Source organism: Streptomyces sp. NPDC057939, from assembly GCF_042887545.1.
Lineage (GTDB): Bacteria > Actinomycetota > Actinomycetes > Streptomycetales > Streptomycetaceae > Streptomyces.
This window is the reverse complement of the sequence record NZ_JBHVPG010000001.1, coordinates 311,860-337,747: the sequence shown is the minus strand read 5'-3', so window position 1 is coordinate 337,747 and position 25,888 is coordinate 311,860. Positions and strand designations below refer to the sequence as shown.

Sequence of the window (25,888 nt, the reverse complement as noted above, 5' to 3'; positions counted from 1 at the left end):
TACGTGGCCCGCCCGGCACGGGCTCACTCGTTTTGCGGCCACCCCGCGCCCGGGCCCTCGGGGGCCGCCCCCGATCATGTGGAGCAAGGCGCGGCACTCGCGCACAGCGCACCTCGTTACCATGCGTGGACGCAGAAACGACGACCACTGACACTTCGAGGACGGGCGAGCGCGTGGCCGAGGCGGCAGAAATCCAGGGGGGAACTCCCACCCCTGCCCGGCGCCGCTGGCTGCGGCGGGCGGTGGTCCTGCTCGCCGGGACGCCGGTGCTGGCCGCTCTGATCTACGCTCCCGCCCCGCCGGCCCAGGCCGCCGAGGGCTCGGTCGACGTCCAGCTGGACGAGGTGAGCCCGAGCTCGCCCGTCAAGAGCGACACGCTGACCATCTCCGGAACCGTGGTCAACAACAGCTCCGAGACGGTCAAGGGCGCCCACGTCGGACTGCGGGTCGGGCCGATGGTGGGCGACCGGTCCGCCATCGACGAGGTCGCGGAGCGCAAGGGATTCCGGCCGGGTGTGGATCCGGGGGAGATCGACAGCGCCTTCGCCGTGAAGATCGACTCGCTCCCCTCCAAGGTCGGCAAGCCGTTCTCGATCAAGGTGCCGGTCAACAAGCTGGAACTGGGCGCGGACGGCGTCTACCAGCTCGGGGTCTCCGTCTCGGGGACGACCGACAGCCGCCCCTCCGAGCGGGTCCTCGGTATCCAGCGGACGTTCCTGCCCTGGCAGCCGGACCCCGCCGCGAAGCGGTCCTCGCTCACCTACGTGTGGCCGCTGATCTCCACGACCCGCGTCACCGCGGAGAGCGGATCGGACGAGCTCCAGACCCCCGTGTTCCTCGACGACTCCCTCGCCGAGGAGCTGGCACCCGGCGGCCGCCTGGAGCGGATGGTCGCGCTCGGCAAGGACCTGCCCGTCACCTGGGTGATCGATCCCGACCTGCTGGCCACCGTGGACGCGATGACCAAGGGCTACCGGGTCCGCAGCCCCGAGCCCGGCGGCAAGCCCGTCCAGGGCAAGAACAAGGCCGTGGCCGAGCGCTGGCTGAGCGACCTGGAGAACGCCGTCCAGGGCAAGAAGGTCGTCGCGCTGCCCTTCGCCGACCCGGACATCGCCTCGCTGGCCCACCACGGCAAGGACGTCTCGGGCACCCTCGGTCAGCTGCGGCCCGCCACCGACAAGGCGCGCCAAGCCGTGGAGACGGTCCTCCACGTCACCCCGTCCACCGACTTCTCCTGGCCCGTGGAAGGCGCGATCGACCCCGCGATCGTGAACGTCGCCACCTCGGCCGGAGCCCACAACGTCCTCACGCGCAGCGACAGCCTCCAGGAGAGCGGCGCCCTCGGGTACACGCCCTCGGCCGCGCGGCCCATCGGAGCCGGCACCACGGCCGTGGTCGCCGACGCCGAGCTCTCCACCGCCTTCGACGGCGACATGTCCCGCGCCGCGAACTCCACGCTCGCCGTGCAGCGGTTCCTGGCCCACAGCCTCGCCCTCAACCTGCACAACGGCGACGAGCCGCGCAGCTACGTGGTCGCGCCCCAGCGCATGCCCACGGTCAGCCAGGCCGATTCGATGGCCCTCGCCCTGCGCGGTCTCCAGGGCGCCCGGTGGAGTCAGCCCTCCGACCTGGAGGCCGCGGCCGCGGCCAAGCCCGACCCCGGTGCCTCGACCCAGGTTCCGGGCGCGGGGCAGTACCCCGAGTCCCTGAGCAAGCAGGAACTTCCGGTGTCGGCCTTCGAGAAGATCCGCACCACCCAGAACACCCTCGACCACTTCAAGGTCATCCTCACGGCGCCGGACCGGGTCGAGATCCCCTTCGGCAACACGACCAACCGCGAGATGTCCACCTCCTGGCGCGGTCGCCCCGAGGAGGGGCGCCTCTACCGGGAGCAGGTCCAGCAGTACCTGATCGGGCTCACCGAGAAGGTCAAGGTCATCCCCAAGTCCGACGCGACCCTGTCCGGGCACAGCGCGACGATCCCCGTCAGCGTCCAGAACAGCCTCGTCCAGGACGTGCACAACCTCGTGCTCCGCGTGAAGTCCGCCAACCCCACCCGCCTGATGTTCGGCGACAGCGGGGAGTCGGAGCAGGAGGTCAACGTCCAGGGCGGGCACAGCCAGACGGTGAAGTTCACCGCCAACGCCACCGCGAGCGGGCCCGTCGAGGTCACCGCGCAGCTCTTCACCAAGGACGGCGTCCCGTACGGCAAGGAACGCACCTTCACCGTCGATGCGACGGAGATCACGCCCACGGTCATGCTGGTCATGGCGGGCGGCGTGCTGCTCCTGGTCCTCGCAGGCATCAAGATGTACGCGAGCCGCAAGCGTGTCGCGGCCCGCACTGCCGCGGAGGAGAGCACGCAGCCGAGTGACGAGTCCCCGGACACCGGACCGCAAAGCACGGAGGGGTCCGGCCCGAGTGAGACAGTGGACCGTTGAGCGATGCCGTGGCCGGTCGGCCTGGGGACGATGAGGTGGGGTTGCGATGAACGCGCCGTACGACGGTGACCGCGCGCAGGGCGCTGGTGGGCAGACGCCCCCCCAGGGCACTGCCCCGGGCACTCCCGTGCCCGGACAGGTTCCGGCGCCCGCGCCCGCGCCGGACCACGACCCTTATGTCCAGGACGCCTACGCCTACGACCCGTACCGGGCGCAGGACCTGTCGGCGCAGGATCCGGTCGCCGAGGTCCTCTACGACCGGGCGTCCCACCCGCCGCCGCCCCCGGGCACCTACCAGGAGGCGGCCCCGCTCTACGCGGCTCCCCAGAACCCCTCCCACGGCCCCGACCCGCGGGTCTGGGCCCAGACCCCGCCGCCGGAGCCGGACGGCCCCTCCCGTCACCTTCCGTACGGGGACCACGCCGCCACCACGCAGTTCGTCGGCGTGGACTCGCTGGTGACGCGGGCCGCCGAGGACCAGCCGGAGCCGGACGCCTTCGCCCACCTGTACCGCGACCAGCAGGCGGCCCCCCGCACCCCGGCCGAGGAGGCTCCGGTGGCCGCCCCGGCCCCCACCAAGCCCGCCGGACGCGCCTCCAGCCTGCTCAAGTCGAGCGCCCTGATGGCGGCCGGCACGATCGTCTCCCGCCTCACCGGCTTCGCCCGCACCCTGGTGATCGCCGGAGCCATCGGCGTCGCCGCCCTCAACGACAGCTACCAGGTCGCCAACACCCTGCCGACGATGATCTACGTGCTCGTCGGCGGCGGCGCCCTCAACGCGGTGTTCATCCCCCAGCTCGTCCGGGCCATGAAGAACGACGACGACGGCGGCGAGGCCTACGCCAACCGGCTGCTGACGCTCGTCGTGGTCCTGCTGGGCGCCGTCACCACCGTCTGCGTCCTGGCCGCCCCGCTGTTGATCGGGATGATGTCGCAGGACATCGCGGACAACCCCGAGCGGCTCGAAGTGGCCGTGGCCTTCGCCCGCTACTGCCTGCCCACGATGTTCTTCATGGGCGTGCACGTGGTGCTCGGTCAGATCCTCAACGCGCGCGGCCGGTTCGGCGCCATGATGTGGACCCCGGTCCTCAACAACATCGTCGTCATCGCCACGTTCGGTGCCTTCATCTGGGCCTTCGGCGGTTTCACCGCCACGGGCATGACCGAGGGGAGCATCACCCCCGAGGGCGTCCGGCTGCTCGGCATCGGCACCCTGCTGGGTCTGGTCGTCCAGTCCCTCGCGATGCTGCCCTACCTGCGCGACGCCGGGTTCAAGCCGCGCCTGCGCTTCGACTGGAAGGGCCACGGCCTCGGGAAGGCCGCCGGCCTCGCCAAGTGGACCTTCTTCTTCGTCCTCGTCAACCAGCTCGGCCTGATCGTCGTCACCCAGCTCGCCACCACGGCCGGAACGCTCGCCGGCACGCAGGGCCAGGGCGGCACCGGTATCACCGCCTACAACTACGCCCTGCTGCTGTGGCAGATGCCGCAGGCCATCATCACCGTCTCCGTCATGACGGCCGTCCTGCCCCGCATCTCCCGCTCCGCGCACGACGGGGACGCCGCCGCGGTCCGTGACGACATCTCGTACGGCCTGCGCACCTCGGCCGTCGCGATCGTGCCCTGCGCCTTCGCGTTCCTCGCGCTCGGCGTCCCGATGGCCACCCTGCTGTACGCCGGTTCCGGTGCGGACGACGCCCGCAACATCGGCTTCGTCCTCATGGCCTTCGGCCTGGGTCTGATCCCCTACTCCGTCCAGTACGTCGTCCTGCGCGGCTTCTACGCCTACGAGGACACCCGGACCCCCTTCTTCAACACGGTCATCGTCGCCGCCGTCAACGCCGGTGCCTCCACCATCGCCTTCTTCGTCCTCCCCGCCCGCTGGGCCGTCGTGGGCATGGCCGCCGCGTACGGACTCGGCTACGCGGTGGGCGTCGGCGTGGCCTGGCGCCGGCTCAAGAACCGTCTCGGCGGCGACCTCGACGGCGCCCACGTCATGCGCACCTACACCCGGCTGATCGGCGCCTGCGTGCCGGCCGCCGCCGTCGCGGGTGGTGTGGCCTACGGAGTCACCCAGTGGCTGGGCAGCGGGGTCGTCGGTTCCCTCGCCGCCCTCGTCGCCGGCGCCGTCGCGCTGGGCGCGGTGTTCCTCATCGCCGCCAAGCGGATGCGGATCGAAGAGCTCAACTCCATGGTCGGGATGGTCCGCGGACGTCTGGGGCGCTGATGGGGATGCCCACCGGAGGAGCCGACCTCCCTGGCGTGTCGTGCAGAGCGCCGGACTGTGGGCACAATTGGCATGGCTTCGCAGACTGGCCGACAGCGCGCAACGGATGGGGAGGCAGGGACGACGGTGGCGGAACGTAGCACGGCTGCCGTCGACGTGGCCGACAACAGCGGCGATGAGCCGCTGGCCGCAGGAGCGGCCAAGGCCACGGCCGACGGGGTGGACACCCAGAACGGACGAGCCGCGGACGGACCCATGCCCGAAACGGACGGCGAACGCACGAACGCGGCTCCTGCGGCCGCACCGGAACTCCACAGCGGCCACAAGCTCGCCAGACGCTACCGCCTGGAGGAGTGCGTCACCCGTCTGGACGGATTCAGCAGCTGGCGCGCGATGGACGAGAAGCTCCGTCGTGCGGTCGGCGTCCACCTGTTGCCCGCCGACCACCCCAGGGCCCGTACCGTCCTGGCCGCCGCCCGCTCCTCCGCCCTGCTCGGCGACCCCAGGTTCGTCCAGGTCCTCGACGCCGTGGAGGAGAACGACCTCGTCTACGTCGTCCACGAGTGGCTGCCCGACGCGACCGAACTCACCGCGATCCTCGCCGCCGGACCGCTGGAGCCCCACGAGGCCTACCAGCTCGTCAGCCAGGTCTCCCAGGCCATGACCGCAGCCCACCGCGAGGGGCTGGCCCACCTGCGGCTGACGCCCAGCGCGATACTGCGCACCTCCACGGGCCAGTACCGCATCCGCGGCCTCGCGGTGAACGCCGCGCTGCGCGGCATCACCAGCGAGACCCCGCAGCGCGCGGACACCGAAGCCATCGGCGCGCTGCTGTACGCCGCGCTCACCCAACGCTGGCCGTACGAGACGGACGCCTACGGCCTCGCCGGCCTGCCCAAGGGCGTCGGCCTGATCGCCCCCGACCAGGTCCGCGCCGGAGTGCACCGCGGGCTCGGCGAGCTCGCCATGCGCGCCCTCGCCAACGACGGGGCCACCGCGTCCCGTCAGGAGCCCGCCTGCACCACGCCGGAGGAACTGGCCAAGGCCGTTGCCGCGATGCCCCGCATCCGGCCACCGGAGCCCGCCTTCACGGCGCCCCCGGAGTACCAGCACACCACCTACCAGCAGGGCAGCTACGGCCGTCCCCTGCCGCCCGGCACCCCCACCACGCAGGTCGCGTCGATTCCGCCGCCGCCCTTGCAGAGCCGTACCGGCCGGGCCCTGAAGTGGGGCGTCGCCGCTCTGCTGATCGCCGCCCTCGGCCTCGGCAGTTGGCAGCTCGCCGACAAGCTCCTGGACCACCGCAACCGGGGCAACGGCAGCAACGGGACCGAGCAACAGCAGCAGCCGAACGGCGACAAGGGGCCGGAGAAGAAGGCCCCGGTGCCGCTCTCCATCAAGGGAGCCTCGGAGCACGTCCCGGAGGGCTCCGCGCAGAACGCCAACGACGTCTCCAAGACGTACGACGGGGACGCCTCCACGTACTGGCGGACCAAGAGCTTCTTCGAAGGCCCGAAGCTGACGATCAAGAGCGGCGTCGGCATCGTCTACGACCTCGGGGACGAGCACGAGGTGGCCGAGGCGTCGATAGCGCTCCGGTTCACCGGTGACCACACGACCCTGGAGCTGTACGCGGTCGATTCCAAGCCGCTCAAGCCCATCAGTTCCCTGAAGAAGATCGCGGCGACCACCACGAACGAGCAAAACGTGCGTCTGACCGTCGAGAAGCCGGTCAAGTCCCGCTACGTGCTGGTGTGGATCACCGCCATGCCGCACGCTCCCCTCGACGACTTCAGCAGCGCCGGCTACAAGCAGGGCATCACGGATGTGAAGTTCACGGGCTGACGGACAGCAGGGGAGGGCTCACCGTTGGACCACGCCACGACCGGCGACCACAGCGACCAGGAACTCCTGGCGCTGCACGTCGCCGGTGATCCCGACGCCTTCGGTGAGCTCGTGCGCCGACACCGTGACCGGCTGTGGGCCGTGGCCCTGCGCACCCTCGGTGACCGCGAGGAGGCCGCCGACGCCGTGCAGGACGCCCTGGTCTCCGCCTACCGGGCAGCCCACACCTTCCGCGGGGAGTCGGCCGTCACCACCTGGCTGCACCGCATCACCGTCAACGCCTGCCTCGACCGGGCCCGCAAGGCCGCCTCGCGCCGGACCTCCCCCCTCGACGACACGGACCGCCTGGAGCGGCTCCTGGAGCCCCACGAGTCCGCGGAGGCCCCCGCGGAGCGCCAGGACCTCCATCGGCAGCTGCTGTCCGCCCTCAGCACCCTCCCGGCCGATCAGCGGGCCGCCCTCGTGCTGGTCGACATGCAGGGGTACCCCGTCGCCGAAGCCGCGCGGATCCTCGACGTCCCCACCGGGACCGTGAAGAGCCGGTGCGCTCGCGGCCGGGCGAAACTCGTCCCGATGCTCACTCATCTGCGCACGAATGCCGTGGATAACAGCACCTCGGAGCGGGGAAGGAACCGGACGCCGGGGACACCCGTCCCACCAGCGGCAGAACCCCGGGACCCAGACCCAGACGCTGTGAAGGGCGGAGGTGGACGACCGTGAGCCCCACGACCGGAACGATCCGGCACCCGGAGGTCTCGGAGATCTCCGACCTGACCGAAGGACTGCTCTCCCCGTCGCGCGGCGCCGAGGTGCGCCGTCATCTCGGCGGATGCTCCCTGTGCGCGGACGTCCTGGTGTCGCTCCAGGAGATCCGCGGCCTGCTCGGCACCCTTCCGGGACCGCCGAGGATGCCCTCCGCCATCGCGGGTCGGATCGACGCGGCCCTGGCCGCCGAAGCGCTCCTCGACTCGACGGGTGCCCGGACGGCTCCCACCGCCTCCGCTCCGGCTCCCGGCCGGCCCGGGGACGATCCCGATGCGGATACGGGTACGGGTGTTTCACGTGAAACACCCGCCGGTGAAACGCAGGCCGGTGGGACACCGACCGCCGTTTCACGTGAAACACCGGCGGCTGGCTCCGGCCGCGCCGGGGGCCGACCCTCCGGTCACCCGTCCGGCTCCGCCGGACCCGGCCGCCGCCGTGCCCGTCGGCGGATCGCCGTCCTCACGGGGCTGGCCGGGGCGGCCGCCTGCGTCCTCGCCGTCTTCCTCGTCAACGGGCTCACCGGCAGCCCTTCCGACGAACCCGCCACCGCCGCCCGCAGTGACGCCTCGTCCACCGCGGGCCGTACGCCCGGCACGGGGTACACCGCGCAGGGGCTCCAGGACAGCGTCCGCCGGCTCCTCGCCACCGGAAGCACCGGGGAAACCGGAGAGACCGGGGGAACCGCGAAGACCGGGGACGCCGTGCCGTCCCCGCCGGACAAGACCAACAAGACGATGGGGCTGGAGAACACCCCCGGGCTGGCTCCCTCGGACCGCCAGGGCGCCGCGCAGGCGAACCCCGTACCGTCCTGCGTGCAGCAGTCCACCGGCCGCGCCGATGCCCCGCTCGCCGCCGACCGCGGAACCTATGAGGGCAAGGCCGTCTACCTCGTCGTGCTGGCGCACCCCGGCGACCCGGCTCTTGTGGACGCCTACGTGGTGCCGGCCGCCTGCGCGGACACGCCCTCGCAGGCTCCGGGAACGCCGCTCCTCACGCGTACCTATCCCCGCGGCTGATCCGTTCCGGTTCCGTCCTGGACGAGCGGGGAATGCGCGCGCCGTAGGATCCGTTGGGTGGGGTGAGAGTCCGCACCGGCCCCCGGTAGGCAACACGCAGTCCGCAGAGACGAGGAAAGAACCCGTGAGCGACGTACGAAACGTGATCATCATCGGCTCCGGGCCGGCCGGTTACACGGCCGCCCTGTACACCGCACGCGCTTCGCTCAACCCCCTGGTCTTCGAAGGTGCCGTCACCGCCGGTGGCGCGCTGATGAACACCACCGAGGTCGAGAACTTCCCCGGCTTCCGGGACGGCATCATGGGTCCGGACCTCATGGACAACATGCGTGACCAGGCCGAGCGCTTCGGTGCCGAGCTCATCCCCGACGACATCGTCTCGGTGGACCTCACCGGTGAGATCAAGACGGTCACCGACACCGCCGGCACGGTCCACCGCGCCAAGGCCGTCATCGTCACCACCGGTTCGCAGCACCGCAAGCTCGGCCTGCCCAACGAGGACACCCTCTCCGGCCGCGGTGTCTCCTGGTGCGCGACCTGCGACGGCTTCTTCTTCAAGGACCAGGACATCGCCGTGGTCGGCGGCGGCGACACCGCGATGGAGGAGGCGACCTTCCTCTCCCGCTTCGCCAAGTCGGTCACGATCATCCACCGTCGCGACAGCCTGCGTGCCTCCAAGACCATGCAGGACCGTGCCTTCGCCGACCCGAAGATCAAGTTCGCCTGGGACAGCGAGGTCGCGGAGATCCACGGCGAGCAGAAGCTCTCCGGGCTCACCCTGCGCAACACCAAGACCGGTGAGACCTCGGAGCTTCCCGTGACCGGCCTCTTCATCGCCGTCGGCCACGACCCGCGGACCGAGCTCTTCACCGGCCAGCTGGACCTGGACGACGAGGGTTACCTCAAGGTGGACGCGCCCTCCACGCGCACCAACCTCACCGGTGTCTTCGGTGCGGGCGACGTGGTGGACCACACCTACCGCCAGGCGATCACCGCGGCCGGCACCGGCTGCTCGGCCGCCCTCGACGCGGAGCGCTTCCTGGCCGCCCTCTCGGACGCCGAGCACGCGCACGCGGCAGTCTGACCCGCTGTTCCAACCCCACACCCCACACCCCGCAGGAAGAAGGAGCCCGCTGTGGCCGGCAACCTCAAGAACGTGACCGACGCCGACTTCGACACCGTCGTCCTCGCCAGCGACAAGCCCGTGCTGGTGGACTTCTGGGCCGAGTGGTGCGGTCCGTGCCGCCAGATCGCGCCCTCGCTGGAGGCCATTGCCGCCGAGTACGGCGATCAGATCGAGATCGTCAAGCTCAACATCGACCAGAACCCGGCCACGGCCGCCAAGTACGGGGTCATGTCCATCCCGACCCTGAACGTCTACCAGGGTGGCGAGGTCGCCAAGACCATCGTCGGCGCCAAGCCGAAGGCCGCCATCCTGCGTGACCTCTCGGACTTCGTCGAGGCCAAGACCGTCTGACGACCCGCTGTTTCACGTGAAACGGGGCCGCCCCTCAGGGGGCGGCCCCGTTTCGCACGTTCGGGTCGCGTCGCATGCTCACGTGGCTTCGCGCGGTCGGGTCGCGCTCACAACGGACGCAGTGCCGGCTCCTTGCGCGCTCCACCGAGCAGCCGGTCCAGGGCCAGCTCCACGTCTTCCTTCCACGACAAGGTCGTACGCAGCTCCAGGCGCAGCCTCGGGTGTGCCGGATGCGGACGGACCGTCTTGAAGCCCACCGAGAGCAGGTGGTCGGCCGGCAGCAGACACGCGGGCCGCTCCCACCGCGCGTCACCGAACGCCTCGATCGCCTTGAAGCCCCGGCGCAGAAGATCCTTGGCGACCGTCTGCACCATCACCCGTCCCAAGCCCTGCCCCTGATACCCCGGCATGATCCACGCCGTGATCAGCTGGACCGCGTCCGGGGACACCGGGCTGGTCGGGAACGAGGCCGCCCTGGGCACGTAGGCGGGCGGGGCGTAGAGGACGAAGCCCACGGGGACCTCGTCCACGTAGACCACCCGGCCACAGGAGCCCCAGTCCAGTAGGACGGCGGAGATCCAGGCCTCCTTCTGGACCTCCGAGGTACCCGCCTTGACGGCGGCATCACCGCTGACGGGGTCCAGCTCCCAGAACACGCAGTTCCGGCAACGCTTGGGCAGGTCCTGGAGGTTGTCCAGCGTGAGTGGTACCAGCCGACGCCCCATGACGGCATCGTATCCACAGCCCCCTCGCCCTTCGAGTGCGGACGGCTCCCGGTGTCCGTGGAAGGACGGCGCTGCCGGAAAGGGGGCTGAAAAAGGCGGGCCTCCCGGCTTCCGCCGGGACGACCCGCCCCTGAGGCCATCCGTGCTACTCCCCGGACTGGCCCTGGCCCTGCTCCAGCACCCGGCCCTCACCCGGCGCCAAGGTGCCCAGAATCCGCTCCAGGTCCTCCATCGACGCGAACTCGACGGTGATCTTGCCCTTCTTCTGACCCAGGTCCACCTTCACCCGCGTCTCGAACCGGTCCGAGAGCCGCGTCGCCAGTTCGCTCAGCGCCGGGGCCACCCGGGCTCCGGCCCTCGGGCCCTTCGGCTTCACCGGGCTCGCGGACTCCGAGCCCATCAGGAACACGATCTCCTCGACCGTGCGCACCGAGAGGCCCTCTTCCACGATCCTGGCCGCCAGCAGCTCCTGCTGCTCGGCGTCCTCCACCGGCAGCAGCGCTCGCGCGTGTCCCGCCGACAGCACGCCCGCCGCCACCTTGAGCCGCACCTTGGGCGGCAGCTTCAGCAGCCGCAGCGTGTTCGAGACCTGGGGACGGGAGCGCCCGATCCGGTCCGCCAGCTGGTCATGGGTGCACTTGAAGTCCTGGAGCAGCTGGTCGTACGCCTCCGCCTCCTCCAAGGGGTTCAGCTGCGCCCGGTGCAGGTTCTCCAGGAGGGCGTCCAGCAGGAGCTTGTCGTCCTCCGTCGCCCGGACGATCGCGGGAATCCGCTCCAGTCCGGCCTCCTTGCAGGCCCGCAGTCGCCTCTCACCCATGATCAGCTCGTAGGACCCGGGACCGGACTGCCGGACGACCACCGGCTGGAGGAGGCCCACCTCCTGGATCGAGGTCACCAGTTCCGCCAAGGCGTCCTCGTCGAACACCTCGCGCGGCTGGCGCGGGTTGGGCTTGATGGTGTCCAGGGGAAGCTCGGCGAACATCGCCACCGCCGCCCCACCGGTGTCCGGTTCAGTGGGCTCGGCGGCGCTCTCCGCCACCTGCTCGACCACCGGCTCCGGCTCCGGCGTTTCACGTGAAACGGTCGCCTGCGACAGCGAAGCCAGCTTCGCCGCGGCGATGCCCCGCTCCGACGTCAGCGCCGGCATCGCCGACGGCGAGGTGGATCCCGCGCCGACCGGTGTCTTCTCCTGCGGAGCAGCCGGGATCAGCGCCGCGAGCCCCCGCCCCAGCCCCCTACGTCGCTCACTCATTGGATCCCCTCCGCCACACTCTGCGTGCTGTTCGTACCCGCGCCCACATGGGCGTTCCGGGCGTCGTAATGGATTCCGGCACCGCGCATCGCGATCTCCCGCGCCGCCTCCAGGTAGGAGAGCGCACCGCTGGAACCCGGGTCGTACGTGAGTACCGTCTGGCCGTAGCTCGGGGCCTCCGAGATGCGCACCGAGCGCGGGATGCTGGTGCGCAGCACCTCCTTGCCGAAGTGCGTGCGCACCTCCTCCGCCACCTGCGAGGCCAGTCGCGTCCTGCCGTCGTACATCGTCAGCAGGATGGTCGACACGTGCAGCGTCGGGTTCAGGTGGGACCGCACCAGGTCGACGTTGCGCAGCAGCTGGCCGAGGCCTTCGAGCGCGTAGTACTCGCACTGGATCGGGATCAGCACCTCCGCGCCCGCGACCATGGCGTTCACGGTCAGCAGGCCCAGGGAGGGCGGGCAGTCGATGAGGATGTAGTCGAGCGGCTGCTCGTAGGCCTGGATCGCCCGCTGGAGTCGGCTCTCGCGAGCCACCAGCGACACCAGCTCGATCTCCGCGCCGGCCAGGTCGATCGTGGCGGGGGCGCAGAAGAGCCCCTCCACATCGACCACGGGCTGAACGACTTCCATCAGGGGACGGCTGTCCACCAGGACGTCGTAGATCGACGGGACCTCGGCGTGGTGGTCGATGCCCAGCGCCGTGGACGCGTTGCCCTGCGGGTCGAGGTCGATCACGAGGACCCGGGCGCCGTGCAGGGCCAGCGAGGCGGCCAGGTTGACGGTCGTCGTGGTCTTGCCGACGCCGCCCTTCTGGTTGGCCACCACCATGACGCGGGTGTCGGCGGGCCTCGGCAGAGCGGCACCGGACCGTCCCAGGGCCTCGATGGCCGCCTCGGCGGCACGGCCGACGGGACCCTCGCCGACGTCGTCGTTGTCGACGAGGGGTGGTGGCGACGTTTCACATGAAACATCGCCAGGCGATTCAGAGCGGGGACCTGGGACCGGATCGGTCATCGGCCCCGCGAGGTTGGCGTCGGACCGCACGGTGTCACTCTCCTCGGCAGCGGGCTCGCGATGAACAGAGCCTGCCATGTCACCGGGGTCGCGAACCAGCGGGGCCCGTACTCCTGTGGATGAATCCACCGATGTGGACAACCCCGTACCCCCCGCTTCCTTGCGGGAACGGGGGGCGGCAGCCGCACGGCCGCGGCTGATGATTCCGTGCAGCAGAGAGCGACGTTTCACGTGAAACACGATGCCCGGACCGGGTCGGCAGGCCGTTACGACACTCCGAAATCCGTACCTATAGGGCCCAACGTGCCCGGAATCCCGGGCCTCGTCCGCTCACCGGGCGCGATTCAGCGGCGCCGGCGCGTCCTGCTCGTCCGCGCGGCCTTAGCCCGCTTGGCCGCAAACCTCACCCCGCCGGGGCTTTCTCCGACCTCGACGCGGACGACCGTGGACATGGGATCCACGATGCCCTCGCCGACCTGGAGCACCGAGGTCTTCACCACGCCGAGCTTGGCCAACGCGACCTTGGCCGCCACCAGCTCCTCCTCCGCGGTGTCGCCCTTGAGCGCCAGCATCTCGCCGTACGGCCGCAGCAGCGGTACGCCCCAGCCCGCCAGGCGGTCCAGGGGCGCCACGGCGCGGGCCGTCACGACGTGCACCGGCTGGACCTTGCCGAGCATCTCCTCGGCCCGCCCGCGCACCACCGTGACGTGGTCGAGCCCCAGCAGCTCCACGGCTTCCTGAAGGAAGTTCGTGCGGCGGAGCAGGGGCTCCAGCAGGGTGATCTTGAGGTCCCGGCGGACCAGGGCGAGGGGGATGCCGGGCAGACCCGCGCCCGAGCCCACGTCGCAGACGGTGACGCCCTCGGGCACCACCTCCGACAGGACCGCGCAGTTCAGCAGGTGCCGCTCCCACAGGCGGGGCACCTCTCGCGGGCCGATCAGACCGCGCTGGACCCCCGCATCCGCCAGCAGCTCCGCATACCGCACAGCTTCCGGGAAAAATTCACCGAACACCGCGCGCGCCTCTTCGGGCGCCGGGGGAAGCTCAGCTGCCTCCGTCACGGGGACCGTCCTTCCGTACAGAACCGCTCACGCCAAAACCGTGCCGTTCAACTGTCAGGCTTACAAACATCGGCCCCGCCTGCGACACAGACGGGGCCGACCACATGATCTTCCGGTCAGGCCGGGAGCACAACGACGAAGCGCTGCGGCTCCTCGCCCTCGGACTCGCTCTTCAGACCGGCGGCCGCCACTGCGTCGTGGACGACCTTGCGCTCGAACGGGGTCATCGGAGCCAGCTTCAGCGGCTCGCCCGAACCCTTCACGTCCGCCGCGGCCTGGGCACCCAGGGCCGTGAGCTCCTCGCGCTTCTTCGCCCGGAAGCCGGCGATGTCCAGCATCAGCCGGCTGCGGTCCCCGGTCTCCCGGTGCACGGCCAGCCGCGTCAGCTCCTGCAGGGCCTCCAGGACCTCGCCGTCGCGACCCACGAGCTTCTGCAGCTCGCGGCTGGAGGAGTCACTGACGATGGACACGGCGGCCCGGTCGGCCTCGACGTCCATGTCGATGTCGCCGTCCAGGTCGGCGATGTCCAGCAGACCCTCAAGGTAATCGGCCGCGATCTCACCCTCCTGCTCGAGGCGGGTCAGGGTGTCGCCACTCTCAGCGGCGGCGGTGGTGGTGCCTTCCGTCACGGGAGGGACTCCTTCTTACTTCTTGGAGGGCTTGCTGGGGGGCGTCTGACGCTTCGCCTTCGTCTGCCGCTTCGGCTGCTGCCGCTTCGTCGCGACACCACCGCTCGCCGCATCCGCATCCGCGGTGGCCTCAGTACTCTTGATCACAGAGCCGTCCGCCTGCGCGGCCATGCCCTGCTTGGTGAGCGCGGTGATGAACTTCCGCTCGTTGTCGTTGCGCTCCGAGCCCTTGGCCACGATCGCAGCGACGATCTTCTTCTTGCTCCGGCCCTTGACGGTGCCGTGCGCGCCGACCCGCTTCAGCAGGCGGGTCAGGTACTCGTCCTGCGCCTTGCTGCCCGGCGTCGGGTTCTGGTTGATCACGTACATCTGCTGGCCCATGGTCCACACGTTCGTGGTCAGCCAGTAGACGAGGACACCGACGGGGAAGTTGATGCCCATCACCGCGAAGATCACGGGGAAGATGTACATCAGCATCTTCTGCTGCTGCATGAACGGCGTCTTGACCGAGAGGTCGACGTTCTTCTGCATCAGCTGACGCTGGGTGTAGAACTGCGACAGCGACATCAGGACGATCATGACGGCGGTGACGATCCGCACGTTGGTGATCGAGGCGTCCAGCTCGGCGACCTTCGAGGCGCTGTCCGTGAACTTCGCAGCCAGCGGGGCGCCGAAGATGTGCGCCTGACGGGCGCTCTCCAGCAGCGACTGGTTGATGACGCCGATGGTCTCGCCGTTGGCGATGCTCGCGAGCACGTGGTACAGCGCGAAGAAGAACGGGGACTGCGCCAGGATGGGAAGGCACGAGGAGAGCGGGTTGGTACCCGTCTCCTTGTACAGCTTCATCATCTCTTCGGACTGACGCTGCTTGTCGTTCTTGTAGCGCTCCTGGATCGCCTTCATCTTCGGCTGGAGCGCCTGCATGCCCCGCGTCGCCTTGATCTGCTTCACGAAGAGCGGGATCAGACAGATACGGATCAGGATCACCAGGGACACGATGGACAGGCCCCAGGCCCATCCACTGTCCGCACCGAAGATCGCCCCGTACAGGGAGTGGAACTGGACGATGATCCACGAAACGGGTGTGGTGATAAAGCTGAACAGACTGGCAATCGTGTCCACTAATCAGGCTCCTTGAGCATTGCGAGATCTACGCAACGCACTGCGCAGCTGCTCGTGCCAACGCGGGCGTTTCCGGGGTGGGACATGATCCACACCACCCGGGGACCACGGATTGCACCGCAGGATCCGCCAGGCGGTTAGAACCGTCCCCTTCACCGCACCATGCCGGTCGATGGCCGCGAACCCGTAGTGCGAGCACGAGGGGTAGTAGCGGCACACCGGCCCGAGCAGCGGACTGATCGTCCACTGGTACAGCTTGATCAAAGCGAGCAGCGGGTACTTCATCGAGCCACGCCTCCCAGCAGCCGCGCCAAGGCGGCGTCCAGGTCACGGGCCAGCTCGTCGTGGCCGGCATCGCCCGATCCGGGCAGGGCCCGCACTACCACCAGGCTACCGGCGGGCAGCTGTGCCAGCCGATCGCGGACAAGATGGCGCAGACGGCGCTTCACCCGGTTACGGACGACCGCGACGCCGACGGCCTTGCTGACGACGAAACCCGCACGCGGCGAGGGATCGATCTCCCCCGGCGCGTGCGGGTCCGTTGCACCGCTTGTTCTTAGGTGGACGACGAGGAGCGGGCGTCCTGCCCGCCGGCCCCGGCGCACCGCGCTCGCGAAGTCCTCACGCCGCCTCAGCCGATTTTCGGGAGACAGCACGACGTCACGACCTGCGCGTTGTTACGCGGAAAGGGCGGCGCGGCCCTTGCCACGACGGTTCGCGAGGATCGCGCGACCGGCACGGGTACGCATCCGGAGACGGAAGCCGTGGGTCTTGGCACGACGGCGGTTGTTCGGCTGGAAGGTGCGCTTGCTCACTCGGGGGCTCCAGAGAATGAATCGTTATGGCGGTACATCGCCTGGCTGTCACCGTGCGCCCACGAGGAACTCGCGTGTTCGCCCGAGTGGACACCGCTAAACGATCACGAATGTGACCTTCGCCCATCGGTAGGCAGGCGGCAGCAGCCATCGACAATTCGACCTCGTCACGGTACGCGCGGCTACGCCATCCGGTCAAACCGAGCTCGTCTGCCGCACACTGTGCACAGGCTGTGGACAACGACTTGAACCGTGGCCACCGGCCTGACTACCGTTGCCTGATCCCTGTTTTTTGTCCCGACCGTCCCAAAGAACCACACCTTCGTGGGACGGGACCCCCTGTGAGAGAGCGTGCTCTGTGGCTGACGTACCTGCCGATCTTGCCGCAGTGTGGCCACGCGTGCTCGAGAAGCTGCTCGGCGAGGGTCAGCAAGGCATCGAGCCCAAGGACAAGCAGTGGGTCGAACGATGCCAGCCGCTGGCCCTGGTCGCCGACACCGCGTTGCTCGCCGTCCCCAACGAGTGGGGCAAGCGCGTCCTCGAAGGCCGGCTCGCCCCACTGATCAGCGACGCGCTGAGCCGTGAGTGCGGCCGGCCCATCCGCATCGCCATCACCGTCGACGACTCCGCGGGCGAACCCGCGCCGTCCTCCCCGCCCTCCTCCCAGCGGGAGGGCTACGAACCGTACGGCGGCCAGCGGCCCGGCGGTCACACCGGGCACACCGGCCCGGGCGACGACCTGCCCACCGCCCGCCCCGCCTATCCGGACTACCAGCAGCAGCGCCCCGAGCCCGGCGCCTGGCCCCGGGGCGGACAGCAGGACGACTACGGCTGGCAGCAGCAGCGGCTCGGCGGCTTCCCCGAGCGGGACCCGTACGCCTCCCCTCAGCCGGGCTACCTCCAACAGCCCGACCCCGGCGGCTACGACCAGGGCTCCTACGAGCAGTCCAAGTACGGGGAGCAGTCGAAGTACGGGGAGCAGTCCTCCTACGAACAGCAGAAGTACGAGCAGCAGAAGTACGAGAACCAGCAGTACGAGCAGCCCTCGCCGCGCCCGGCTCCCGGCCGGCCCGCGCCGCCGCCCGCACCGTCGGGTGGTTCCACGTCGGGGCCGTTGGAGCCGACGGCCCGGCTGAACCCCAAGTACCTCTTCGACACCTTCGTCATCGGCGCCTCCAACCGCTTCGCGCACGCCGCCGCGGTGGCCGTCGCCGAGGCGCCGGCGAAGGCGTACAACCCCCTCTTCATCTACGGGGAGTCCGGCCTCGGCAAGACGCACCTGCTGCACGCCATCGGGCACTACGCGCGGAGCCTCTACCCCGGCACCCGGGTGCGGTACGTGAGCTCCGAGGAGTTCACGAACGAGTTCATCAACTCCATCCGCGACGGCAAGGGCGACGCCTTCCGCAAGCGCTACCGCGAGATGGACATCCTGCTGGTCGACGACATCCAGTTCCTCGCGAGCAAGGAGTCGACGCAGGAGGAGTTCTTCCACACCTTCAACACGCTGCACAACGCCAACAAGCAGATCGTGCTGTCCTCGGACCGGCCGCCCAAGCAGCTCGTCACCCTGGAGGACCGGCTCCGCAACCGCTTCGAGTGGGGCCTGATCACCGACGTCCAGCCGCCCGAGCTGGAGACGCGCATCGCGATCCTGCGCAAGAAGGCCGTCCAGGAGCAGCTCAACGCCCCGCCGGAGGTGCTGGAGTTCATCGCCTCCCGCATCTCGCGCAACATCCGCGAGCTGGAGGGTGCGCTGATCCGGGTCACGGCGTTCGCGAGCCTCAACCGGCAGCCGGTCGACCTCGGGCTCACCGAGGACGTGCTGAAGAACCTGATCCCGGGCGGCGAGGACAGCGCGCCCGAGATCACCGCCTCCGACATCATGGCGGCCACCGCGGACTACTTCGGGCTGACCGTGGACGACCTGTGCGGCTCCTCGCGGAGCCGGGTGCTGGTCACCGCGCGGCAGATCGCCATGTACCTGTGTCGGGAGCTCACGGACCTGTCGCTGCCCAAGATCGGGGCCCAGTTCGGCGGCCGCGACCACACCACCGTCATGCACGCGGACCGCAAGATCCGGGCCCTGATGGCGGAACGACGGTCCATCTACAACCAGGTCACGGAGCTCACCAACCGCATCAAGAACGCCTGACGCGGGCTCCGGGCAGCCGTGCCAGGGCTCTCCAAACGCGAGAACAGGGCGCTTCCGGGCCGTACCGGGGGCGCCCTTTCCCGTCCGCGCGCCCCTGCTCTGTTCGAATACGCCCCCTGGGGAGCAACTCATCCACAGATTGGCCGACTTTCTTTCGTCCACAGCCTGAGGACAGTTCGCGGCGCCCACAATCTGTCCACAGGACCGCAGGTTGAGGGGCCATCAGGCCAGGTCAGCCACCTGTGGAATTGTGCGCAAGCCCGATCCACAGCCTGTGGACAGAAATTTCATCCACAGGCTCATCCACGGCTTCGTCCACCGGCGGCCCACAGGTTCCCGCACCCTGTGCACAGGATCCCGAGGGTTCTCCACACCGTTGTCCACTGTTCGGCAACCCGGCACCTCCCGTCACCGCCCCGAGTGAAAGCCGTCACACGGATGTCGACGTTTGGTCTGTGGAGCACTGGGGAAAAGCTGGGGACACACCTGTGGAGTAGTGGGGGTCGTCTGGGGACGGCCTGTGCAGAAGTTTTCGTTCTCCACAGAGACACCGTGTTGTCCACCGGTGCCGCCCACAGGGTGTGGGGATAAAAAACTGGGGCTGACCTGCGAAAACGGGCTTATCCACCGTTTCCACAGGCCCTACTACTACCCCCATGGAGAGTTAGGCCGGATTCGGTTTTCAAGCGGGTCCTGTGCACAACTCGTCGATCGCCCTCGCCGACGCCTCGGTGCCGACTTGACCGCCGGCCGCAACGAGTGTCGGCGCCGTACGTCAGACTGGTCCCCGGCAACCGGTCGAGGCACCGACGAGCCGACGACGAAGGCCGGCAGACGAGCGAGCAACAGCAGGAGGCGGTTCCGGTGAAGATCCGGGTGGAGCGCGACGTACTCGCAGAGGCGGTGGCCTGGGCTGCCCGCAGCCTCCCGGCCCGGCCGCCGGTGCCGGTACTCGCGGGCCTGCTGCTGAAGGCCGAGGAGGGCACGCTGTCCCTCTCCGGCTTCGACTACGAGGTCTCGGCCCGGGTCTCCGTCGAGGCCGACGTCGAGGAGGACGGCACCGTGCTGGTGTCCGGCCGCCTGCTCGCCGACATCTGCCGCGCCCTGCCCAACCGTCCGGTGGAGATTTCCACAGACGGTGTACGGGCGACCGTGGTCTGCGGCTCCTCGCGATTCACACTCCACACCCTGCCTGTGGAGGAGTACCCGGCGCTGCCGCAGATGCCGACCGCGACCGGCACCGTGCCCGGTGAGGTCTTCGCCTCAGCCGCGGCCCAGGTCGCCATCGCCGCCGGCCGCGACGACACGCTGCCCGTGCTGACCGGTGTCCGCATCGAGATCGAGGGCGACCGCGTCACCCTGGCCTCCACCGACCGCTACCGCTTCGCGGTCCGCGAGTTCCTGTGGAAGCCGGAGAACCCGGACGCCTCCGCCGTGGCCCTGGTGCCCGCGAAGACCCTCCTGGACACCGCCAAGTCCCTCACGAGCGGTGACACCGTCACCCTGGCGCTCTCGGGCTCCGGCGCCGGCGAGGGCCTCATCGGCTTCGAGGGCGCGGGCCGCCGCACCACCACCCGGCTGCTCGAAGGCGACCTGCCGAAGTACCGCACGCTGTTCCCGACGGAGTTCAACTCCATCGCGGTGATCGAGACCGCCCCGTTCGTCGAGGCCGTCAAGCGCGTGGCCCTCGTGGCCGAGCGCAACACGCCGGTCCGGCTGAGCTTCGAGCAGGGCGTGCTGATCCTGGAGGCCGGTTCCAGCGACGACGCACAGGCTGTGGAGCGCGTCGACGCCAAGCTGGACGGCGACGACATCTCGATCGCCTTCAACCCGACGTTCCTGCTGGACGGCCTCAGCGCGATCGACTCGCCCGTCGCACAGCTGAGCTTCACCACGTCGACCAAGCCGGCGCTGCTCAGCGGCCGCCCCGCGGTCGACGCAGAGGCCGACGAGGCCTACAAGTACCTGATCATGCCGGTGCGTCTGTCCGGCTGATGTTCGACCCGTCGGGCCCGTTCTCGCACGCCGCGGGACCGGGCCCGACGGCGTCCACAGGACGGGGCTCGGGGAGTCCAGAACGCCTGGGGACTCCCTGGACGGACGCCACGGCCCGTGGGGCCGCCGTGCACGCCCCGGCGTAGGCTCGGATCCGGTGGGTGATCCGGTGCGCCGGGGAGCCTGCGGCAACGACGGCCACAACGCGTAAGGAACCAGTTGATGGAGCTTGGTCTCGTCGGTCTCGGCAAGATGGGCGGCAACATGCGCGAGCGCATCCGCCGCGCAGGCCACACCGTCATCGGATACGACCGCAACCCGGACCTCGCGGATGTCCACACCCTGCGGGAACTTGTGGACAGCCTGCAGGCCCCCCGCGTGGTGTGGGTGATGGTCCCCGCGGGCGCGGCGACCCAGTCCACCGTCGACGAGCTGGGCGAGCTGCTCTCGCCCGGCGACATCGTCGTGGACGGCGGCAACTCGCGCTGGACGGACGACGAGAAGCACGCCGAGGAGCTGAAGGCCAAGGGCATCGGCTTCGTCGACTGCGGCGTCTCCGGCGGCGTCTGGGGCCTGGAGAACGGCTACGCCCTCATGTACGGCGGCGACGAGAAGCACGTCGCGGCCGTCCAGCCGGTGTTCGACGCCCTCAAGCCCGAGGGTGACTTCGGCGCCGTGCACGCGGGCAAGGTCGGCGCGGGCCACTTCGCGAAGATGGTCCACAACGGCATCGAGTACGCCATGATGCAGGCCTACGCCGAGGGCTGGGAGCTCCTGGAGAAGGTCGACTCGGTCACCGACGTCCGCGAGGTGTTCCGGTCCTGGCAGGAGGGCACGGTCATCCGTTCCTGGCTGCTGGACCTCGCCGTCAACGCGCTGGACGAGGACGAGCACCTGGAGCAGCTGCGCGGTTTCGCACAGGACTCCGGCGAGGGCCGCTGGACCGTCGAGGCGGCCATCGACAACGCGGTGCCGCTGCCGGCGATCACGGCCTCGCTGTTCGCCCGGTTCGCGTCCCGTCAGGACGACTCCCCGCAGATGAAGATGATCGCCGCGCTGCGCAACCAGTTCGGCGGCCACGCGGTCGAGAAGAAGTAGCACCACCGCACCACCGCACCACCAGCAGTTCGGGCAACACCAGCAGCACTCAGCACCACGAGTACCAAGAGCACGACAGCAGGAAGCCGGGGGAGGTCGGCGCCGAATGCACGTATCGCATCTCTCCCTGGCCGACTTCCGCTCGTACGCCCGGGCCGAGGTACCCCTCGGTCCGGGCGTCACGGCTTTCGTGGGGCCCAACGGGCAGGGCAAGACCAACCTCGTCGAGGCCATCGGCTACCTGGCGACGCTCGGCAGCCACCGGGTCTCCTCGGACGCCCCCCTCGTACGCATGGGCGCGGAGCGGGCCGTCATCCGGGCCGCCGTCACCCAGGGCGAACGGCAGCAGCTGGTGGAGCTGGAGCTGAACCCGGGGCGCGCCAACCGGGCCCGCATCAACCGGTCCTCGCAGGTCAGGCCCCGGGACGTGCTGGGGATCGTACGGACCGTGCTGTTCGCCCCCGAGGACCTGGCCCTGGTCAAGGGCGACCCGGGCGAACGCCGCCGCTTCCTGGACGACCTGGTCACCGCCCGGTCGCCGCGGATGGCGGCCGTCCGCTCCGACTACGAGCGGGTGCTCAAACAGCGCAACACCCTCCTGAAATCCGCGGCGATGGCCCGCCGGCACGGCGGCCGGTCCATGGACCTCTCCACCCTCGACGTGTGGGACCAGCACCTGGCCCGGGTCGGCGCCGAGCTGCTCGCCCAGCGGCTCGACCTGATCGGGACGCTGCTGCCGCTCGCCGACAAGGCCTACGAACAGCTCGCGCCCGGGGGCGGTCCGCTCGGCCTCACCTACAGGTCCTCGGCCGGCGAACCGGTCGACAGCGGCGACGCACGCACCCGCGAGGCGCTCCACGAGGTCCTGCTGGCCGCGCTGACCGGCGTCCGCAAGCAGGAGATCGAGCGGGGCGTCACCCTCGTGGGCCCGCACCGCGACGACGTACTGCTGCGCCTCGGCGAGCTCCCGGCCAAGGGCTACGCCAGCCACGGCGAGTCCTGGTCGTACGCGCTCGCGCTGCGGCTGGCGTCCTACGAGCTGCTGCGCTCGGAGGGAGCCGAGCCGGTGCTGGTCCTCGACGACGTGTTCGCGGAGCTCGACGCCCGACGCCGCGAGCGGCTCGCGGAGCTGGTGGCTCCGGGCGAGCAGGTCCTGGTGACGGCGGCAGTGGACGACGACGTGCCGTCCGTACTGACGGGGACGCGCTTCGCGGTGTCCGGCGGTGAGGTGACCCGCCGGTGAACGGTGACGGGCAGGAGGAGCGCAGGACCCCGGAGCCCTCCGGGGTGGACCTGGCGCGCCAGGCCCTCGCCGCCGCCCGGGAGCAGGCCAGGGCCCGGGGCAACGCGGTCGGCGGGAAGAAGCGCCCGTACCAGCCCGGGCTCCGCTCGGGCGCCCGGGCGGACGGCCGGGACCCGATGCCGCTGATGGCCGCGCTGGACCGGCTGCGCACGGAACGCGGCTGGGAGATGCCGATGGCGGTGGCCGGCGTCATGGAGCGCTGGCCGGAGATCGTCGGCCCGGAGATCGCGGCGCACTGCGTGCCGGAGCGCTACGAGGACCGCGAGCTGGTCGTCCGCTGCGATTCCTCGGCGTGGGCGGCGCAGCTGAAGCTGCTGGCGCCGCAGCTGGTGGCGCGGCTCAACGGCGACCTGGGGCAGGGCACCGTCCGGCTGATCAAGGTGCACGGCCCGGGCGGCGGGCCGAAGCGGTACGGACCCTGGCGCAGCCCGGGCAGTACGGGCCCGGGCGACACCTACGGCTGAGCCGGCGCCGCGCGCCCGGTGCCCCACACCCTCCTCGAAGCCGTCGTTCCCTTGGGAGCGGCGGCTTCCGGCCTGTTGCGACCCCCCGCGCGACGGGTCGGCGGGACCCGCTCGCGGGTGGTGTCCCTCACGGTAGTCGCGGGTTGACAGCCCGAAGCTCTGGATGCCCGTGTGAGCCACTTTGAGCCCCTCCCCGGATATGGGGAGTCGGAGAGAGGAGGTTCAGGGCGGCACATGCGTACTCAGGTACCGGCAAACCCCCATTCATGTCAGTGGTACCGGTAGACTGGAGACAATCCCGCCCAGTTGCGGGATCACCAGTCGAGTACCGGTGACAAACGCTGACAACGCAGATCGACGCAGCCGCTCCTGCTTGCATGCCTGCTGGCCCGGAGTACGGCCTGTGCTGTGCCAGAAAGGGCGCTTCGTGGCCGATTCCGGCAACTCCAACGACAAGAACGAGTCCACCGCCGGCGGCGAGGTCGCCGAGGCCGGTGGATCTTCGTATACCGGAAGCAACATCCAGGTCCTGGAGGGCCTGGACGCGGTCCGCAAGCGGCCCGGCATGTACATCGGATCGACGGGTGAGCGCGGCCTGCACCACCTCGTCTACGAGGTCGTCGACAACTCGGTCGACGAGGCGCTGGCCGGGCACGCGGACACCATCGACGTGACGATCCTCGCCGACGGCGGGGTCAAGGTCGTCGACAACGGCCGAGGCATCCCGGTCGACATCGTCCCGTCCGAGGGCAAGCCGGCCCTTGAGGTCGTGCTGACCGTCCTGCACGCGGGCGGCAAGTTCGGCGGTGGCGGCTACGCCGTCTCCGGTGGTCTGCACGGCGTCGGCGTCTCCGTCGTGAACGCCCTGTCGACGAAGGTCGCGGTCGAGGTCAGGCGCGACGGCTTCCGCTGGACCCAGGACTACAAGCTCGGCGCCCCGACGGCGGCCCTCGCCAAGAACGAGGAGACCGACGAGCACGGCACCTCGGTCACCTTCTGGGCCGACCCGGACATCTTCGAGACGACCGAGTACTCCTTCGAGACGCTGTCGCGGCGCTTCCAGGAGATGGCCTTCCTCAACAAGGGCCTGACCCTGTCGCTGACCGACGAGCGCGAGTCGGCGAAGGCCACGGTCGGGGCGGACGACCCCGACGCGGACGTCACCGAACCCGCGGCGCGCACGGTGAAGTACTACTACGAGGGCGGCATCGTCGACTTCGTGAAGTACCTCAACTCGCGCAAGGGTGAGCTCATCCACCCGACCGTCATCGACGTCGAGGCCGAGGACAAGGAGCGCATGCTCTCGGTCGAGATCGCGATGCAGTGGAACTCGCAGTACACCGAGGGCGTCTACTCCTTCGCGAACACGATCCACACGCACGAGGGCGGCACCCACGAAGAGGGCTTCCGCGCGGCGCTGACCGGCCTGGTCAACCGCTACGCGCGGGAAAAGAAGCTGCTCCGCGAGAAGGACGACAACCTCGCCGGCGAGGACATCCGCGAGGGTCTGACGGCGATCATCTCGGTCAAGCTGGGCGAGCCCCAGTTCGAGGGCCAGACGAAGACCAAGCTGGGCAACACGGAGGCGAAGACCTTCGTGCAGAAGGTCGTGCACGAGCACCTGAACGACTGGTTCGACCGCAACCCGGTCGAGGCCGCGGACATCATCCGCAAGTCGATCCAGGCGGCCACGGCCCGCGTCGCGGCCCGCAAGGCCCGTGACCTGACGCGCCGCAAGGGCCTGCTGGAGAGCGCCTCGCTGCCGGGCAAGCTGTCCGACTGCCAGTCGAACGACCCGACGAAGTGCGAGATCTTCATCGTCGAGGGCGACTCCGCCGGTGGTAGCGCGAAGTCCGGTCGCAACCCGATGTACCAGGCCATCCTGCCGATCCGCGGCAAGATCCTGAACGTCGAGAAGGCCCGGATCGACAAGATCCTCCAGAACACCGAGGTCCAGGCGCTGATCAGTGCCTTCGGCACCGGCGTGCACGAGGACTTCGACATCGAGAAGCTCCGCTATCACAAGATCATCCTGATGGCGGACGCCGACGTCGACGGCCAGCACATCAACACCCTGCTGCTGACCTTCCTCTTCCGCTTCATGCGACCGCTGGTCGAGGCCGGGCACGTGTACCTGTCGCGCCCGCCGCTCTACAAGATCAAGTGGGGCCGCGACGACTTCGAGTACGCCTACTCGGACCGCGAGCGCGACGCCCTGGTCGAGCTCGGCAAGCAGAACGGCAAGCGGATCAAGGAAGACTCGATCCAGCGCTTCAAGGGTCTGGGTGAGATGAACGCCGAGGAACTGCGCGTCACCACCATGGACGTCGACCACCGCGTGCTCGGCCAGGTCACCCTGGACGACGCCGCGCAGGCCGACGACCTGTTCTCGGTGCTGATGGGAGAGGACGTCGAGGCCCGACGCTCCTTCATCCAGCGCAACGCCAAGGACGTTCGGTTCCTCGACATCTGAGTCGGCTCTCAT

Annotated in this window: 22 protein-coding genes; 13 read left to right on the top strand and 9 right to left on the bottom strand. The window is 69.8% G+C overall.

Annotated features, from left to right (window positions below):
- The first annotated feature begins 173 nt into the window (after window positions 1-173).
- The 7 genes from ACFVS6_RS01540 (at window position 174) to trxA (ending at window position 9,768) form a co-directional block, all read left to right on the top strand.
- Window positions 174-2,441, top strand: a complete 2,268-nt coding sequence (locus tag ACFVS6_RS01540; RefSeq protein ID WP_389699918.1) for a DUF6049 family protein — start codon at window positions 174-176, stop codon at window positions 2,439-2,441.
- A 46-nt stretch (window positions 2,442-2,487) separates the two neighbouring features.
- Window positions 2,488-4,665, top strand: coding sequence for a murein biosynthesis integral membrane protein MurJ (gene murJ / locus ACFVS6_RS01535; RefSeq protein WP_389699917.1), 2,178 nt, complete (start codon window positions 2,488-2,490; stop codon window positions 4,663-4,665).
- 126 nt (window positions 4,666-4,791) lie between these two features.
- The gene (locus ACFVS6_RS01530) at window positions 4,792-6,510 is read left to right on the top strand and encodes a protein kinase family protein (RefSeq protein ID WP_389699916.1); all 1,719 of its coding nucleotides are present in this window, start codon (window positions 4,792-4,794) and stop codon (window positions 6,508-6,510) included.
- Between the two features lie 24 nt (window positions 6,511-6,534).
- Window positions 6,535-7,230, top strand: coding sequence for an RNA polymerase sigma factor SigM (gene sigM, locus ACFVS6_RS01525; protein WP_389699915.1), 696 nt, complete (start codon window positions 6,535-6,537; stop codon window positions 7,228-7,230).
- Window positions 7,227-8,291, top strand: coding sequence for a hypothetical protein (locus ACFVS6_RS01520; protein WP_389699914.1), 1,065 nt, complete (start codon window positions 7,227-7,229; stop codon window positions 8,289-8,291). Before sigM ends, ACFVS6_RS01520 begins: the two co-directional genes overlap by 4 nt.
- Window positions 8,292-8,415: 124 nt before the next feature.
- Window positions 8,416-9,375, top strand: coding sequence for a thioredoxin-disulfide reductase (trxB, locus tag ACFVS6_RS01515; RefSeq protein ID WP_389699913.1), 960 nt, complete (start codon window positions 8,416-8,418; stop codon window positions 9,373-9,375).
- A gap of 51 nt (window positions 9,376-9,426) precedes the next feature.
- The gene (gene trxA, locus ACFVS6_RS01510; RefSeq protein ID WP_389699912.1) at window positions 9,427-9,768 is read left to right on the top strand and encodes a thioredoxin; all 342 of its coding nucleotides are present in this window, start codon (window positions 9,427-9,429) and stop codon (window positions 9,766-9,768) included.
- A gap of 107 nt (window positions 9,769-9,875) precedes the next feature.
- Here trxA and ACFVS6_RS01505 read toward each other — a convergent pair whose 3' ends face one another.
- The 9 genes from ACFVS6_RS01505 to rpmH form a co-directional block, all read right to left on the bottom strand.
- Window positions 9,876-10,493 (bottom strand): GNAT family N-acetyltransferase, encoded by a 618-nt coding sequence (locus ACFVS6_RS01505; protein WP_389699911.1) that lies wholly within the window; start codon window positions 10,491-10,493, stop codon window positions 9,876-9,878.
- 145 nt (window positions 10,494-10,638) lie between these two features.
- Window positions 10,639-11,745: a ParB/RepB/Spo0J family partition protein gene (locus ACFVS6_RS01500; RefSeq protein WP_389699910.1), complete on the bottom strand. Its 1,107-nt coding sequence runs from the start codon at window positions 11,743-11,745 to the stop codon at window positions 10,639-10,641.
- Window positions 11,742-12,839 (bottom strand): ParA family protein, encoded by a 1,098-nt coding sequence (locus tag ACFVS6_RS01495; protein ID WP_389699909.1) that lies wholly within the window; start codon window positions 12,837-12,839, stop codon window positions 11,742-11,744. The genes ACFVS6_RS01500 and ACFVS6_RS01495 overlap by 4 nt, the downstream gene beginning before the upstream one ends.
- Before the next feature lie 266 nt (window positions 12,840-13,105).
- Window positions 13,106-13,822 (bottom strand): 16S rRNA (guanine(527)-N(7))-methyltransferase RsmG, encoded by a 717-nt coding sequence (gene rsmG, locus ACFVS6_RS01490; RefSeq protein WP_389699908.1) that lies wholly within the window; start codon window positions 13,820-13,822, stop codon window positions 13,106-13,108.
- A gap of 116 nt (window positions 13,823-13,938) precedes the next feature.
- Window positions 13,939-14,451 carry a protein jag gene (locus ACFVS6_RS01485; protein ID WP_389699907.1) on the bottom strand — a complete coding sequence of 171 codons (513 nt, stop codon included), beginning with the start codon at window positions 14,449-14,451 and terminating at the stop codon, window positions 13,939-13,941.
- Between the two features lie 15 nt (window positions 14,452-14,466).
- Window positions 14,467-15,573, bottom strand: coding sequence for a membrane protein insertase YidC (yidC, locus tag ACFVS6_RS01480; protein ID WP_389699906.1), 1,107 nt, complete (start codon window positions 15,571-15,573; stop codon window positions 14,467-14,469).
- Window positions 15,574-15,576: 3 nt separating this feature from the next.
- Complete coding sequence (gene yidD / locus ACFVS6_RS01475; protein WP_383987261.1) at window positions 15,577-15,858, bottom strand: membrane protein insertion efficiency factor YidD; 282 nt, start codon at window positions 15,856-15,858, stop codon at window positions 15,577-15,579.
- The gene (rnpA, locus tag ACFVS6_RS01470; protein ID WP_281204972.1) at window positions 15,855-16,229 is read right to left on the bottom strand and encodes a ribonuclease P protein component; all 375 of its coding nucleotides are present in this window, start codon (window positions 16,227-16,229) and stop codon (window positions 15,855-15,857) included. Before rnpA ends, yidD begins: the two co-directional genes overlap by 4 nt.
- Before the next feature lie 21 nt (window positions 16,230-16,250).
- Window positions 16,251-16,388 carry a 50S ribosomal protein L34 gene (rpmH, locus tag ACFVS6_RS01465; RefSeq protein WP_008741645.1) on the bottom strand — a complete coding sequence of 46 codons (138 nt, stop codon included), beginning with the start codon at window positions 16,386-16,388 and terminating at the stop codon, window positions 16,251-16,253.
- A 358-nt stretch (window positions 16,389-16,746) separates the two neighbouring features.
- Between rpmH and dnaA the strand changes: the two genes are divergently transcribed.
- The 6 genes from dnaA to gyrB all read left to right on the top strand — a co-directional run bounded on the left by dnaA (window position 16,747) and on the right by gyrB (window position 25,876).
- On the top strand, window positions 16,747-18,543 hold the full coding sequence (gene dnaA / locus ACFVS6_RS01460; protein ID WP_389699905.1) for a chromosomal replication initiator protein DnaA: 1,797 nt from the start codon (window positions 16,747-16,749) through the stop codon (window positions 18,541-18,543).
- An 864-nt stretch (window positions 18,544-19,407) separates the two neighbouring features.
- A complete protein-coding gene (gene dnaN, locus ACFVS6_RS01455; RefSeq protein WP_389699904.1) occupies window positions 19,408-20,538 on the top strand; it encodes a DNA polymerase III subunit beta in 1,131 nt (376 codons plus the stop codon).
- Window positions 20,539-20,760: 222 nt separating this feature from the next.
- Window positions 20,761-21,636 (top strand): phosphogluconate dehydrogenase (NAD(+)-dependent, decarboxylating), encoded by an 876-nt coding sequence (gene gnd / locus ACFVS6_RS01450; protein WP_383987256.1) that lies wholly within the window; start codon window positions 20,761-20,763, stop codon window positions 21,634-21,636.
- Window positions 21,637-21,742: 106 nt separating this feature from the next.
- Window positions 21,743-22,879, top strand: coding sequence for a DNA replication/repair protein RecF (gene recF, locus ACFVS6_RS01445; RefSeq protein WP_389699903.1), 1,137 nt, complete (start codon window positions 21,743-21,745; stop codon window positions 22,877-22,879).
- Window positions 22,876-23,403, top strand: coding sequence for a DUF721 domain-containing protein (locus ACFVS6_RS01440; protein WP_389699902.1), 528 nt, complete (start codon window positions 22,876-22,878; stop codon window positions 23,401-23,403). The genes recF and ACFVS6_RS01440 overlap by 4 nt, the downstream gene beginning before the upstream one ends.
- 403 nt (window positions 23,404-23,806) lie before the next feature.
- Entirely contained in the window at window positions 23,807-25,876 is a 2,070-nt protein-coding gene (gene gyrB / locus ACFVS6_RS01435) for a DNA topoisomerase (ATP-hydrolyzing) subunit B (RefSeq protein ID WP_389699901.1), read from the top strand.
- Window positions 25,877-25,888: the final 12 nt, after the last annotated feature.